Source organism: Methylomonas sp. EFPC3 (assembly GCF_029643245.1).
Taxonomy (GTDB): domain Bacteria; phylum Pseudomonadota; class Gammaproteobacteria; order Methylococcales; family Methylomonadaceae; genus Methylomonas; species Methylomonas koyamae_B.
The window spans coordinates 4,197,247-4,209,992 of record NZ_CP116398.1 but is presented as its reverse complement, the minus strand read 5'-3'; the positions used below and the strand labels follow the sequence as shown (position 1 = coordinate 4,209,992).

Here is a 12,746-nt window from a genome sequence, read left to right as displayed (position 1 = left end):
TCGGCGGGTGCATGATTAGCGACAGCGCCGCCGCAATGCCGGCCAACACCGAAAATCTGGCGCCGTGCGACGGCGAACTGTATTTGCTGCACGGGTTTTACCCGAGCAATACCGCCGACCGTTATTTTCAAGACCTACTGCACGGCCTGGCATGGCAAACCGAGCAAATCCAAATCTTCGGCCGCTTGCTGACAGTGCCGCGGCTGATGGCTTGGTACGGCGATCCGGACGCCCATTACCGCTATTCCGGCGTCGACCACGCTCCGCTGCCTTGGAACGGAGCTTTATTGGCGATAAAAGCCGACCTGGAATCGATTTGCCGGCATCGCTTCAATAGCGTGCTGGCCAATTTATACCGCGACGGCCGCGATTCGATGGGCTGCCACGCCGATAACGAGCCGGAACTGGGCGCCAATCCGTTGATCGCATCGCTTAGCCTCGGCGACAGCCGTCTGTTCCGCCTGCGTCACAACCGCAGCAAACAGCGACTGGATATCGAATTGGCCCACGGCGATTTGCTGGTGATGGCCGGCGCGCTGCAACACCATTGGCGCCACGAACTGCCGAAAACCCGGCAAATCAAACAAGCACGGATCAATTTGACGTTTCGGCGGATTTTGCCAGCCAATTGAGCCGGGCGATGCGCAAGGCATTGATCTTGTCGACCAGCATGCGGCTCAACGCCGGCTCAGCCGCTGCGTTACCAAGTCGGGTAGTATCGCCGTCCAGTTTCACCAGATAGTCGCCGTCGTCGCTGAATACGCTGACCTTATCGCGATTGTCGCCGCGGCGGTGGGCGATAAAGCGCGGCGGCGCAGCATGCTCGCCCCACAACACGCCTTGCCAAGCACTACTGCATTGGCTGCCGTCAACCATGCCTTGCAAGGTATTGAACACGTCGGTCTGTTGAAATTGCCGGTCCTCGTCTGCGTGCCCGCTAGCGGACACCACCAGCAGCGGCACTTTGGCCGAGGCTTTGTAATGGCCGAAGTGCGCGGCTTCTTCCTGCTTCAATGGCGTCATCGAATGGTGGTCGCCGACGATCAGCAGTATGCCGTTGCGAAAAAATCCGGCGTCCTGCAATTGCCGGTAAAAATGGCCCAATTGTTTGTCGGCATAACGAAACGCGGCCTCTTCCGATTTTTGTTTGGTTTCCGGATCGAGATAAGGATGGTGGGTGCTGACGGTTTTGATGAACAACAGCAGCGGTTGTGGTCCAGCTTTGGCGATTCTATCCAGCGCCCGCAGGTAAAGAGCTGTGTCGGGCGCGGCGCGAAAATGAAACCGTTCCCAACCCGCATAATCGGGATGGTCGTGGCCCTCGACATAATCGAAGCCGATGCTGTTGGCCCAGACTCCGGTATTGCCGAATTCGAGATCGGCGCTGGTCAGAAATTCGCTGCGGTAGCCGCGCGCTTTCAGCCGATGCGGCAACGATTGTTCGACAGCGTAAAACCCGGCAAAAGACGCGCTACCGCCGTCGGAATAGCTGGACGGCGAATAGATCGGCGGCAAGCCGGTCAGCAAAGCGATTTCGCCGTCTTCGGTGATGAACCCGTTTGCATAGAAGTTACGAAACGCCAGATGGTTTGCCGCAATGGCATCGAGTTGCGGCGTCCAATCGCGAATCCCGGAAAAGTAACGACTTTGGTAGGCGGACAGCGATTCCACCATCAGTATCACGATGTTTTTGCTTTGCGCCGGCTCGGCGTGGCAAGTTTGCGCTTCGTCGTAGCGAAAGCCGCGGATAAACTCGGCGCTGTAAGGCTCAGCCTCGGAACGTATGGTCAGGTTGTAATCGAAAACGTTTTTATAAATCCAGGCGTGGGCGTAAACGTCGTTGTCAGTGAAACCGGAAATTAACGGCAGCCCGGCGATAGCAAACAACGGCAGTTTGCGGTTGCGTTCGGTGGGAAGGCGGTACGGCACCGAGACCAACGCGGCAATCGCAGCCAACAGTATCAGCAAGATTCCCCACAAGGCCCAATCCGGTAGTCCGTAAATTTGCTGAATGTACTTATGCGAATAGCCGGCGTATTTGATCGCATCGCCGAGTGCCAGATGGGTGTCGAAATTGGCGATGACCAAATAATCGATCCAGTAAATCGCAAACAGGACTAATGCCAGCAGGCGCAACAGTGCCGAAACGACACGCCAAATACCTGGCCAGCACGACAGGTACAGCAGCAACAGCAATACCGCATAGACCACCGCGTCGTTAGCCAATACCCGAGCCCATCCCAGGAAACGGGTGCCGGTGTATTCGTAGATAAAATGATCGACGAACAGGCCTTTCAGTAGCAACGGCGCCAATAGGAAGGCAAATACACCCAAGCGCGTGACCATGCCGGGCTATACCGCGTGCTTGGGTTTTAACAGATAAAAAATATCGACTTCGATGAAACCGAACGCGACAATCCATAACAACGCATCGTAGCCGTCCAACCAGGCGCCGCGCGCCAACCAGATCCCGGCCATCGCCAGCAGACCGGCAAAAGTCACAATCGTCGCCAGCCAAAACAGCCGCTCGTGGCTGCGTACGTAGTCCGGCCAGCGGACTTCGGTTTCCAAGATCGCAATCAATCCAAACCAAAGCGCGGAATTGGCGATATCCAGCCATTCGTTGTCGCGCCAATAGCTACCGAAAACCAACCCGATCACCGCGATCAAACCGCTGCGTAAACGGCGCATGGCTGTTTCCCCCAGCGGCAACTCGACCTTGTTCGCTTCCAGTTCGTAAATCACCAGTAACACCAGCCAGACCAAGGCGTCGGTAAAACTGGTCAGCGTATCGGTAAAACCGTAGATGACGGCATTCAGCGCCAGCAATGCCAGAATCGCCAATTTGAATTTAGGATATTGGATCGCGGAGGTATTGAACATGATCGACAGGCCCGACATGCCGAAAAAGGCAAGATAAAAATGTGCAAATCATAAAGGGCTTTAGCGACGCTAGAGCCCTGGAGTGGCGGAGCCGTTTATTTGACGAAACAGGCTTTCTCGGCTTCGGCTTCGGCTTCCTTCAAGCGGGTGCGCAAATCCTTGGATTGCTTGGGGTCGCGGAACGCGGCGCCGGCTTCTCCGGCGGTTTTCTGCATCTGGCTGAAGGTTCTGGCCGCTTCGTATTCGGCAAAACTCAATTTCTCGGCGATCTTGTCGATCTTGCAGCCGCAGGCGTATTGGCTGATGTAGGTCAAGCCGCCGTGTTTGGCGACGCATTCCAAAACGTAATCGACTCGGTCGCGAGTCGGGTAATCGTTGACAATTGGCGCCGGCTCGGCCGCGGCAGCTTCGGCATCCGGTTTGGCGCTCTGTTCGGTGACGGCGCAACCGCTAAGCAAAACCAAAACGCTGAGCATCGGGATCAAAAAGTTTTTCATGGTGCTGGCTGTTTATAGTAGTTAAAAGTTACTGTTCGGCGGCGAAATCGACAATTTGCTTCAATTGCGGGTTCATTTCGCCGGCAAATTTGTTCAGTGCCGGATTGCCGGTATCGTCCGGCAACAAATGGGTACGCACGATGGTTTTACCCTCGAACTGATAGGTGACGACATTACAGGGCATGTAAGCGATGGCGTGCGGCGTGATGTCCAGTACCGTTTTCGCCAAGGTCAAATTGCAAAATTGTAGCGTGTCGTATTCGGGAAAATTCTCCGCGCCACGTTCTCGAATCACCTTGCCGACCCGGCTATGGCCGGTGATCCGAAAATTGTGCTCGGCAATCGCCACCTGCAATTCGGCCAGAACCTCGTCATACGGTTTGTTGGTCTCGACCTGGTAATACGTCACCGTCTCGGTGTGCAGTGCGGGACCGGCGCAGCTTGCAATCAGCGGCAAGCTTGCGAAAATGACGGCTCTGTTAAACATCGGCAAAGCTTACCATCATGAACGGGCAAAACAAAGTGAGCGGCGTGGTGCTGGCCGGCGGTTTGGCGCGACGGATGCAGCAGCAAGACAAGGGACTGATTTTGTTCGACAACCGGCCCTTGGTCAGCTATGCGCTGGCGGCGTTAGCGCCGCTTACCGACACGTTGGTGATCAGCGCCAACCGTAACCAGGAGCTATACCGCGGCTTCGGCTACCCGGTGATCAGCGACGCCAGCGCCAACTTCGACGGCCCGTTGGCCGGTATTCTCGCCGCATTGCAAACCGCACCGGCGGGCATATTACTGACCGCACCGTGCGATTCGCCTTTCGTCCGCACCGAACATTTGCAAAAGCTGCTGCGGGCCTTACACGGCAGTAGCGCCGACATTGCGGTAGCTTTCGACGGCGAGCGTTTACATCCGGTGTTCGCGGCCATTCAGACCCATTTACGCGACGATTTAAAGGACTACTTACTGCGCGGCGAGCGTAGATTGCAGACTTGGTTTCGGCAACACCCGCTGATGGAAGTCGATTTCAGCGCTACACCCGAGATTTTTGCCAACATCAACACCCCGGTCGAATTGCAAGCCCTGCAATCGCGCGGCTAACTCGACCATCACCAATTTCAGGGGAAGCGCCGCGCGGATTACCCCACATACAGTGCAGTATGTCTTTTCCGGCCGCTTGTGCTAACGTTGAATTATTTAACGGCCATTGCCTGGAATTGAAATGAAGCCCACACCGATCCGTAAATTCATGCCCGCCCTGCTATTACCGGTTTTCATGGTTCAATTCCAACCCGCCATCGCGGCAAACACGGCGGCGGCTCAGGACCAGCTGCGCATCCACACAGGGCTTCCGCGCCGGGCCAGCGACTCTTTGTTCTCCTATACCGTGGAGTGGCGTATCGACGACGGCGAAACCTACCGGTCCACCGGTTTAAGTTTTTTGAACTCGTCAAAATTGGACCACGACAAACCAGAGGCTTATATAGCCAAAAAGCTGTGGACCGCAATGAAGGACGGCATGGTCCAACTCGACCCTAACTGGCGCGGGGTCACCGTGGCCCAACCCAAGGAACAGCCAGAACTGGTGATTACCAACAAAGCCGGATATTCGGTAACCAACGTCACGATTCGCGACTATTCCAATCAATCACTTAAGTACGACTTGTCCGATAAAAGTTTCAACAGCGAGGGTGTGCAGGTGGCGATTGATTTGGTGTATACCGCCGACGTGGAATATTTGGACGACTTCACCGCCAAAAAAGCGCATTCGGCTTCTCAGGGCGAAATCGCAATTGCCATCGACGGTCAAACTCCGATCCGAATCAAAACCGACGGTAAAACCAGCAAAGAACTGGAACAAGAAATTGCCGGCAAACTCAGTGTCGCGCAATTGGCGCAAACTCCGCTGTATCCGGGCATGGTCAGTACCGATACCCGTAACAACAAACCTTTCGACGGTAGCGAGCTTCAGTTACTCAACCTGCCGGCAAAATCCATCTCTATCGATATCAGCGACCCGGCTTTAGGGGTGTTGACCAAATTTAAATTCAAAGATGACAACCGTTCTCTGCAGGTAGCCGAGCCGAGATTCATGCTGTCAGCGTTAGCTCTCGCCACCGCGCTGGCTTTGTTTTACTTTTGGCGCAACAGCCAACGGAAACCGTCTAAATAGCAACCCTCGATCCGGCGATAAAGCGTTCGCACATTACTCACCCGCCGGCAACACCATGCTAGGCGGACGGCTTGCCGGATTTTCGCCAAAACCAGACACCTAAGCCAACCACACCGGCGACCAGAAACAACATCAAAATCGGGTGTTGGTAAAACGTGTCGAAAAATGCTCCTGTGGTTTGCGATGTTGCGCGGTAATACGGTCCCATAAGTTTCTCCCCTGCAATCGGTTATTTTTATAGCAAGGCAAAGCCTTGCTAACTGAAGAAATTACCGCGCAAAACAGGCTTGTCCAATGCCAAACCTAAAATGCCTGCGCTCCACCCCCAGTAGTGAAAATTACAAAGGCAGCGACGTGATTCTTCAGACAACAAAAAACCAGGCCTGTAACCCAGCGCCTGGTTTTTAGGGGGCTGAAATTAGCGGCCTGGTCGACGCCGGATGCCGAGTCCGCCCAACAGTACGCTACCCATCAACACGAATGCCGCAGGCACGGGCACCGGAGTAGTGGTCGCCAACACCCGGAATTGTCCGTCCCAAGCCGCCGGGCCGGAAAAGTTCAGGCGAAAACTATTGACGCTGGAAAACACGGCGGGATTGCTGAATGCGTCGAACCCGAGCCAAAAATTTCCTGGACCGCTGAAACTTTGCACACCGCTAGTCGAAGTTCCGTTCGCGACCATTTCAACTTTCACGCCCAAATCAATGCTCAATATCTCCAACAAAATCGCGTTGCCATAAGCCTTAAAGTTGATCGGATCGAAATTCCAAATGATAGACGCCGTGCCGGCCGAAGTACCACCGTTGACGATTTTCAATACATTCCCGCCGGAAACGATTTCTTCCTTATTGGCATACGTCGTACCGCTGGCTACGGCAATAAAGGTACGCGAGGCATTGGTCAAATCGGTACCGGTCAATTGATTGACGGTAGTCGGACTACCGACCGAATTGCCTCGGTCAATCGCCGTCTGGGCGTGGCTAAAATTATCGATCGTCAAAACGCTGGCATCAGCATAAGGCGTGATAAACAGGGTGCAGAGCAGCGACAAGGCCGACAAACTGGATTTCAAGGCTTTTATAAACATGGGGAATAGTCCTGACGTTAAACGGAAATGGATTCGCGCTTCACAGCTTGAAGAGCAACATTTTTTTTCGGCGATCTGAAGCTGGTCGCCAGCAATCCGATCGCTAACAGAGCGACTACCGGCGGCTCGGGTACCGTGTTGTTAGAAGTTGCTAACAGCTTGAATTGCGCATCCCAAGCGTCTCTTCCTTGAAATTTGAGTTCTAGGCTATTCAAATTGGAAAACACGCCTGGATCGGAAAACTGGGTAAAGGCGATGACATGCTGGCCCAGCCCCAAATCGGTAAAGCCGAAAATCGAGCTGCCATTGGCAATCAACTGCACTTGGTGGCTCAAATCCATAAATTCGGTAGCAAACGTAAATGCACCCGCCAATGAGGCCAGATCGATCGTGTCGAAGCTATAGAAAACGCTGGCAATACCACCGCTCGGACCGTTGCTGACGGTCAGCAAACCCGCTTCAACCACCACCTCGGAGGTATCGCCATTCGAAAACGGGGTCGCGGTCAGCGTGCGGGTAATACCATTCAAGCCGGAACCGACGATGGCCACCGGACCGTCGCTACCGTTATCGACTGCTTGAAAATCGGAAAAGTCGTCGATTAATGTCGCGGAGACAGCATGTTCCGCAAACAAGGTTAGGGATAGGGCGATTAAGACTAAGCGTAATCCAGGCAAATATTTGTCCACTTTTTTCATCCTTCTTTGCATCAGTAATATAACGTTGGATAGTACGGAACGAATTCCTTAACCCTATACAAAGCATGCCTTGTGCCAATATCTATAAAATTTTTAGAATCAATTATTTGACTCCGTTCACAATCAATTTTTTCAATATGCCGGAATGACAGCACTGGCAGCGGAATGACAGGTGTGGCAGTACTGCCAGGCAATATTGCCAATCCCTCCGCCAGCCCATAGACTCACGCCTCACCGACCAAGACTTTCCCGACGTACGCCATGAGCCAACTATTCACAGCGTTTTGTTTAGGCCCGATTACCTTACCCAACCGGATTGTGATCGCCCCCATGTGCCAATATTCGGCCGTCGACGGCATAGCCTCCGATTGGCACCAGATCCATCTCGGCAATCTGGCACTGTCCGGCGCCGGGCTGCTGATCATCGAAGCCACCGCAGTCGAAGCCCGCGGCCGCATCTCGCCGGCCGACCTCGGCCTTTGGTCCGACGCCTGCGCGGCGGCCTTGGGTAAAATCCTGGATTCGATTCGGCGCTATTCGCCGATGCCGATTGCGATTCAAATCGCCCACGCCGGCCGCAAAGCCTCTACCGCGCCACCATGGGACGGCGGCCATCCGTTGGGCGCAAACGACGGCGGCTGGCAGCCCGTCGCCCCGTCTCCGCTGGCTTTCATGCCCGAGGATATGCCACCTCAAGAACTGAGCCAGCTCGACATGGTGCAAATCGAGCAGGCTTTCGTATCGGCGGCACAACGGGCGCAACAGATCGGCGTCGACGCGATCGAAATCCACGCCGCACACGGCTATCTGTTACACCAGTTTTTGTCGCCGCTGGCCAACCTGCGGGATGACGAATTTGGCGGTTCGCTGGAAAACCGGATGCGCTTTCCGCTGGAAGTATTTGCGGCGATGCGCAGCGCGGTTTCCGAGCGAATACCGATCGGAGTCAGGATTTCGGCAACCGATTGGGTGGCCGGCGGCTGGGATGTCGAGCAAAGCATCGTGTTTGCCAACCAATTGAAAGCGCGCGGTTGCGCCTTCATTCACGTCTCCAGCGGCGGCCTGTCGCCGCAACAGAAAATCCCGTTAGGCCCCAACTACCAAGTGCCGTTGGCAGAAGCGATTCGTGCCGGTTGCGGGTTGCCGACGATTGCAGTGGGTTTGATTACCGAAGCGGAAGCGGCCGAAGCCATAATTGCCGAAGGCCGGGCCGACTTGGTCGCGATCGCTCGCGGCATTCTGTACGATCCGCGCTGGCCCTGGCATGCCGCGGCGAAACTCGGCGCACAGGTTGACGCTCCACGGCAATATTGGCGCTGCCAACCGAGAGAATTGAAGGAACTGTTCGGCGACATCCGGTTTCGCCAACGCTGACTTGCCCGTCAAGGCCAAGCACTAGACCGCGTTAAAAATACGAAATATCGTGCGCTTAGCGATATTTCGTCTCCGTTGCGCCAATCCTAGGGTTGCCGGAGCAGTGCTCCCGCCAGGCCTTACAATAAAAACAATTTCATTTCAATGAATTGCAGCATCTTGATTCGATTAAATCCGCAATGGCACGGCTCTTGATCGATACGGTAAAAAAGTCGCCGGAAAACGGCCTACACAATCCCTTTACCGACAGAGCTGACCATGAAAAACGAACCCAATCTTTTTTTGAACCCGATTCCAGCATTTTCCTGTTCCGACAATATTGCGGCCTCGCAATGGCTGAAGCCAACCTCGTGCGGCACAGCTCCCGGCAAATGCGAACCGCTGAACCAAAACTTCGCGGAAATCGCCGAATTGCAGAAAGCCCTGGCTTTGAGCCAACGCCAACTGGCCGACGCGAAACGGCAAATCGAAGCGTTGAATGCCGACCGAGCCGAACTCAGCCAACAATTGCAAGAAGCCGGTGAACATTACCACCAGGCCTTACATGCGGCCCATCACGACGCACTGACCGGCCTGGCAAACCGGACATTGCTGCAAGACAGGCTGCAGCAAGCGATGGCTCGGACAAACCGTCAACAATCGCAACTCGCGTTGCTGTTCATCGATCTGGACGATTTCAAGGCCGTTAACGACACCTTAGGCCACGCCGCCGGCGACCGTCTATTGAGCGAGGTCGCCAACCGGCTGCAAACCTGCATTCGCAATTGCGATACCGCTTGCCGTTACGGCGGGGATGAGTTTTTGGTGTTGCTGACCGACATTGAAAATTCGGAACAGTTAAACGCGGTAATCGACAAAGTCTACGAAAACCTGATCGCGCCCTACGCCTCGGCCATTGGCTACCTGACGCTGGATGTCAGCATCGGCACCGCGATTTACCGCCGCGGCAAACAATCCTGGGACGAGTTGATCAGACAGGCCGACCAAGCCATGTACCGGGCGAAGGCCGCCAAGGTTTGAGTCGGGTTGCGGGATTGAGGCCGAGCTAGTCCAGCCGGCGCAGCGCGACGAATTTGTTAGCCGGCCCCAGTTCCATTTCGAAATAGCCCTGAATGCCGTTTTTGGTGAGATAACGTTGAATATTGCCGGCCGGAAACTGAATGCGCCGGCCGTCATCGGCTAGAACGCTGATGGTTTTGGCGTGACCTTGATAAACAGCCAGAAACCGGTCGTAACTCAGATCGAGTCTAAAGCGGATGAATTGGTTGACCATACACAAGGCCGGCCCGGAAGCGACGACCGGACCGACCCTTAAATCGCTTAACGCGCGTTTTGCAATGCGGCGATCCGCTCTTCCAAAGGCGGGTGGCTCATGAACAAGCGTTGCACGCCGCCGCCGTTAATACCGAATGCCGCCAACTCGCCGGGCAATTGCGCGGGTTCGTGCGCACGCTGCAAAGCGCGCAAGGCACTGATCATTTTCTGCCGGCCGGCCAATTGGGCACCACCGGCATCGGCGCGGAATTCGCGGTAACGCGAGAACCACATCACCAGCATCGAAGCCAAAATCGACAACGCAATTTGCGCGACCATTTGGGTGATGTAGTACGCCGGGCCGTAACCGCGTTCGGTTTTGAACACCGCCCGGTCGACCACATAACCGATGATGGTGGCGAAGAAATAGACGAAGGTGTTGACTACGCCCTGCATCAAGGCCATCGTCACCATATCGCCGTTGGCGACGTGGCTGATCTCATGGCCGACCACCGCTTCGACTTCGTCGGCATTCATGCTCCTGAGCAAACCGGTACTGACCGCGACCAAAGCATTGTCGCGATTGGCTCCGGTGGCGAAGGCGTTGGCTTCCGGCGCGTCGAAAATACCGACTTCCGGCATGCCGATACCGGCCATTTGCGCTTGGCGCGCTACCACGCTGACCAACCACTGTTCGGTCTGGTTTTGCGGCTGCTCGATCACATGCACGCCCATCGCGCTTTTTGCCGACCATTTCGACATGAACAGCGAAATGACCGAACCGGTCATACCGAACACGGCGGAAGTCGCCAGCAAACCTTCGATATTCAGATTTACGCCTTGAGCGTCCAGCGCGCCTTTCAAGCCTAAAACGTTAAAAATGATGCTGATCGCAATCATGATGGCCACGTTGGTAGCCAAAAACAGCAATATTCTCATCATGGCGTAACTTTCCTGTGTTGTTATGGTGTGGTGGCGATTTGGGGCGCCAAAAGATTAAATTCAAGGTTATAGAGTGATAACATCATTCAAAGTTTACTCAGAGGCAGATAAAAATGAAAAGAATAAAGTCCCTGCTATTGCTCATGCTTACCAGCTTGCCGACCCTGGCCGCCAGCCCGGAACACGAGGCGGTGTTAAAACAATTGCACTTGCCGCCGGGGTTCAATATCCGGATTTTCGCCGACAATCTGCCCAACGCCCGGCAAATGGCATTGGGCGACAAGGGCGTGGTCTACGTCGGTTCTCGCCAAGGCAACGTCTATGCCGTGCAAGACAAGGACGGCGACGGCGTAGCCGACCAGCGCTTCGTCATCGCCGAACAGCTCAACCTGCCGAACGGCGTCGCTTACAAAGACGGCTCGCTGTACGTGGCCGAAATCCAACGCATCATTCGCTTCGACGAAATCGGTATGCGGCTGGCCAATCCGCCGAAACCGGTGACCGTATACGACCAATTTCCGTCCGACCGCCACCACGGCTGGAAATATTTGCGCGTCGGCCCCGATAACAAACTGTACACCGCGGTCGGTGCGCCTTGTAACGTCTGCGATCCGGAGCAACCGATCTACGGTTCCCTGTTGCGGATGAACCGCGACGGCAGCGGTCTGGAAATATTGGCGCGCGGCATCCGCAATACGGTCGGTTTCGATTGGGAAACCCGGACCGGCCATTTGTTTTTCAACGACAACGGTCGCGATCACCTGGGCGACGACCTGCCGCCGGACGAGCTGAACGAATGGACCCCGACCAACCAACACTTCGGCTTTCCCTACTGCCATGGCGGCAATGTTGCCGACCCGGAATTCGGCGCCGGCAAAGAATGCTACAAATATGCGGCGCCGGCCTGGCGCTACAAGGCTCACATCGCGCCGCTGGGTATGCGCTTTTATACCGGCAAGCAATTCCCCGACGTCTATTTCCGGCAACTGATCGTGGCACAACACGGCTCGTGGAACCGCAGCCAACCGCAGGGCTACCAAGTCGACGTCGTCAAATTCCGCGAGGGCCAGCCCTACAACGAACAGCCCTTCATCAGCGGCTGGCTGACGCCGAAGGGCGAGGTATTAGGCCGGCCCAACGACGTGCTGCAACTGCCGGACGGCAGTTTGCTGATCAGCGACGACAGCCTGGGCGTGATTTACCGGGTGACCTACGGCCGATGAGCGACAAGCGTTTCGAAATACTGGATTGCCGCACCGTCTACCACGGCTTTTTCCGGCTCGAGCAATATACGCTGCGGCACACGCTGTTCAACGGCGGCTGGAGCCAGCCGCTGACGCGGGAATTATTCCGCCGCGGCAATTGCGTGGCGGTGCTGCTGTACGACCCCGACCGCGACGAAGTCGTCATCATCGAGCAATTCCGGGTCGGCGCGATCTTGCAGCCGCAACGGGCCTGGCTGTTGGAGATCGTGGCCGGTGCCATAGAAGAAGGCGAAACCGCCGAAGAAGTCGCTTACCGCGAAGCGCGGGAAGAAGCCGGCTGCGAAATTCTGGAATTGATCGAGATTCAACAATTTTTCACGACGCCGGGCGGCGCCTCCGAATGGATCACGCTGTATTGCGGCCGGGTCGACAGCAGTGATGTCGGCGGCATTCACGGCCTGGACGAGGAAGACGAAGACATCCGGGTCAGCGCTATCAAATTCGACGAAGTGTTCGCGATGCTGGAACGCCGCGAAATCGAATCCGGCATTCCGATCATCGCCATCCAGTGGCTGTATATCCACCGCGACCGGCTGCGGGGGCGCTGGCTAACCACCGCTGGGCAGCCGGCGTAACTTG

Annotated in this window: 16 protein-coding genes; 7 read left to right on the top strand and 9 right to left on the bottom strand. The window is 55.6% G+C overall.

The annotated features are described in order from the left end of the window. The first annotated feature begins 11 nt into the window (after nt 1–11). Nucleotides 12–632: an alpha-ketoglutarate-dependent dioxygenase AlkB gene (locus PL263_RS19215; RefSeq protein WP_278210888.1), complete on the top strand. Its 621-nt coding sequence runs from the start codon at nt 12–14 to the stop codon at nt 630–632. Here the strand turns inward: PL263_RS19215 and PL263_RS19210 are convergent. From PL263_RS19210 to PL263_RS19195, 4 genes are all read right to left on the bottom strand, one after another. Next, entirely contained in the window at nt 595–2,346 is a 1,752-nt protein-coding gene (locus tag PL263_RS19210; protein ID WP_278210887.1) for an LTA synthase family protein, read from the bottom strand. The genes PL263_RS19215 and PL263_RS19210 overlap by 38 nt on opposite strands. A 6-nt stretch (nt 2,347–2,352) precedes the next feature. Continuing rightward, nucleotides 2,353–2,883 carry a hypothetical protein gene (locus PL263_RS19205; protein WP_278210886.1) on the bottom strand — a complete coding sequence of 177 codons (531 nt, stop codon included), beginning with the start codon at nt 2,881–2,883 and terminating at the stop codon, nt 2,353–2,355. 95 nt (nt 2,884–2,978) lie between these two features. Then, nucleotides 2,979–3,380, bottom strand: coding sequence for a hypothetical protein (locus PL263_RS19200; RefSeq protein ID WP_278210885.1), 402 nt, complete (start codon nt 3,378–3,380; stop codon nt 2,979–2,981). Nucleotides 3,381–3,408: 28 nt separating this feature from the next. Beyond that, nucleotides 3,409–3,867, bottom strand: coding sequence for a DUF302 domain-containing protein (locus PL263_RS19195; protein WP_278210884.1), 459 nt, complete (start codon nt 3,865–3,867; stop codon nt 3,409–3,411). 17 nt (nt 3,868–3,884) lie between these two features. Between PL263_RS19195 and mobA the strand changes: the two genes are divergently transcribed. Continuing rightward, nucleotides 3,885–4,475 carry a molybdenum cofactor guanylyltransferase MobA gene (gene mobA / locus PL263_RS19190; RefSeq protein WP_278210883.1) on the top strand — a complete coding sequence of 197 codons (591 nt, stop codon included), beginning with the start codon at nt 3,885–3,887 and terminating at the stop codon, nt 4,473–4,475. A gap of 121 nt (nt 4,476–4,596) precedes the next feature. Next, nucleotides 4,597–5,547: a hypothetical protein gene (locus PL263_RS19185; protein ID WP_278210882.1), complete on the top strand. Its 951-nt coding sequence runs from the start codon at nt 4,597–4,599 to the stop codon at nt 5,545–5,547. A 58-nt stretch (nt 5,548–5,605) separates the two neighbouring features. On the opposite strand, the gene PL263_RS19180 is transcribed toward PL263_RS19185, so the two are convergent. The 3 genes from PL263_RS19180 to PL263_RS19170 form a co-directional block, all read right to left on the bottom strand. Continuing rightward, nucleotides 5,606–5,755 (bottom strand): hypothetical protein, encoded by a 150-nt coding sequence (locus tag PL263_RS19180; protein ID WP_186289520.1) that lies wholly within the window; start codon nt 5,753–5,755, stop codon nt 5,606–5,608. Between the two features lie 210 nt (nt 5,756–5,965). Further along, nucleotides 5,966–6,634, bottom strand: coding sequence for a hypothetical protein (locus PL263_RS19175; protein ID WP_278210881.1), 669 nt, complete (start codon nt 6,632–6,634; stop codon nt 5,966–5,968). A 17-nt stretch (nt 6,635–6,651) separates the two neighbouring features. Further along, the gene (locus PL263_RS19170) at nt 6,652–7,332 is read right to left on the bottom strand and encodes a hypothetical protein (protein ID WP_278210880.1); all 681 of its coding nucleotides are present in this window, start codon (nt 7,330–7,332) and stop codon (nt 6,652–6,654) included. A 261-nt stretch (nt 7,333–7,593) separates the two neighbouring features. On the opposite strand from PL263_RS19170, the gene PL263_RS19165 reads away from it, so the two are divergent. Both PL263_RS19165 and PL263_RS19160 read left to right on the top strand, forming a co-directional pair. Further along, nucleotides 7,594–8,706 carry an NADH:flavin oxidoreductase/NADH oxidase gene (locus PL263_RS19165; RefSeq protein WP_278210879.1) on the top strand — a complete coding sequence of 371 codons (1,113 nt, stop codon included), beginning with the start codon at nt 7,594–7,596 and terminating at the stop codon, nt 8,704–8,706. A gap of 258 nt (nt 8,707–8,964) precedes the next feature. After that, a complete protein-coding gene (locus tag PL263_RS19160) occupies nt 8,965–9,726 on the top strand; it encodes a diguanylate cyclase (RefSeq protein ID WP_278210878.1) in 762 nt (253 codons plus the stop codon). Between the two features lie 25 nt (nt 9,727–9,751). Here PL263_RS19160 and PL263_RS19155 read toward each other — a convergent pair whose 3' ends face one another. After that, the gene (locus PL263_RS19155; protein ID WP_140911768.1) at nt 9,752–9,979 is read right to left on the bottom strand and encodes a DUF2835 domain-containing protein; all 228 of its coding nucleotides are present in this window, start codon (nt 9,977–9,979) and stop codon (nt 9,752–9,754) included. Between the two features lie 47 nt (nt 9,980–10,026). After that, nucleotides 10,027–10,902, bottom strand: coding sequence for a protease HtpX (gene htpX, locus PL263_RS19150; protein WP_186289519.1), 876 nt, complete (start codon nt 10,900–10,902; stop codon nt 10,027–10,029). 113 nt (nt 10,903–11,015) lie between these two features. On the opposite strand from htpX, the gene PL263_RS19145 reads away from it, so the two are divergent. Continuing rightward, nucleotides 11,016–12,125 carry a PQQ-dependent sugar dehydrogenase gene (locus PL263_RS19145; protein WP_278210877.1) on the top strand — a complete coding sequence of 370 codons (1,110 nt, stop codon included), beginning with the start codon at nt 11,016–11,018 and terminating at the stop codon, nt 12,123–12,125. Continuing rightward, entirely contained in the window at nt 12,122–12,742 is a 621-nt protein-coding gene (locus tag PL263_RS19140; protein WP_278210876.1) for an NUDIX domain-containing protein, read from the top strand. The genes PL263_RS19145 and PL263_RS19140 overlap by 4 nt, the downstream gene beginning before the upstream one ends. Nucleotides 12,743–12,746: the final 4 nt, after the last annotated feature.

Bases quoted from the DNA above. Each gene is read 5' to 3' on its own strand.
- PL263_RS19215 (WP_278210888.1), top strand. From the start codon at position 12: ATGATTAGCGACAGCGCCGCCGCAATGCCGGCCAACACCGAAAATCTG.
- mobA (WP_278210883.1), top strand. From the start codon at position 3,885: ATGAACGGGCAAAACAAAGTGAGCGGCGTGGTGCTGGCCGGCGGTTTG.
- htpX (WP_186289519.1), bottom strand. From the start codon at position 10,902: ATGATGAGAATATTGCTGTTTTTGGCTACCAACGTGGCCATCATGATT.
- PL263_RS19140 (WP_278210876.1), top strand. From the start codon at position 12,122: ATGAGCGACAAGCGTTTCGAAATACTGGATTGCCGCACCGTCTACCAC.
- PL263_RS19175 (WP_278210881.1), bottom strand. From the start codon at position 6,634: ATGTTTATAAAAGCCTTGAAATCCAGTTTGTCGGCCTTGTCGCTGCTC.
- PL263_RS19185 (WP_278210882.1), top strand. From the start codon at position 4,597: ATGAAGCCCACACCGATCCGTAAATTCATGCCCGCCCTGCTATTACCG.
- PL263_RS19145 (WP_278210877.1), top strand. From the start codon at position 11,016: ATGAAAAGAATAAAGTCCCTGCTATTGCTCATGCTTACCAGCTTGCCG.
- PL263_RS19195 (WP_278210884.1), bottom strand. From the start codon at position 3,867: ATGTTTAACAGAGCCGTCATTTTCGCAAGCTTGCCGCTGATTGCAAGC.
- PL263_RS19165 (WP_278210879.1), top strand. From the start codon at position 7,594: ATGAGCCAACTATTCACAGCGTTTTGTTTAGGCCCGATTACCTTACCC.
- PL263_RS19200 (WP_278210885.1), bottom strand. From the start codon at position 3,380: ATGAAAAACTTTTTGATCCCGATGCTCAGCGTTTTGGTTTTGCTTAGC.
- PL263_RS19210 (WP_278210887.1), bottom strand. From the start codon at position 2,346: ATGGTCACGCGCTTGGGTGTATTTGCCTTCCTATTGGCGCCGTTGCTA.
- PL263_RS19155 (WP_140911768.1), bottom strand. From the start codon at position 9,979: ATGGTCAACCAATTCATCCGCTTTAGACTCGATCTGAGTTACGACCGG.
- PL263_RS19170 (WP_278210880.1), bottom strand. From the start codon at position 7,332: ATGAAAAAAGTGGACAAATATTTGCCTGGATTACGCTTAGTCTTAATC.
- PL263_RS19205 (WP_278210886.1), bottom strand. From the start codon at position 2,883: ATGTTCAATACCTCCGCGATCCAATATCCTAAATTCAAATTGGCGATT.
- PL263_RS19160 (WP_278210878.1), top strand. From the start codon at position 8,965: ATGAAAAACGAACCCAATCTTTTTTTGAACCCGATTCCAGCATTTTCC.
- PL263_RS19180 (WP_186289520.1), bottom strand. From the start codon at position 5,755: ATGGGACCGTATTACCGCGCAACATCGCAAACCACAGGAGCATTTTTC.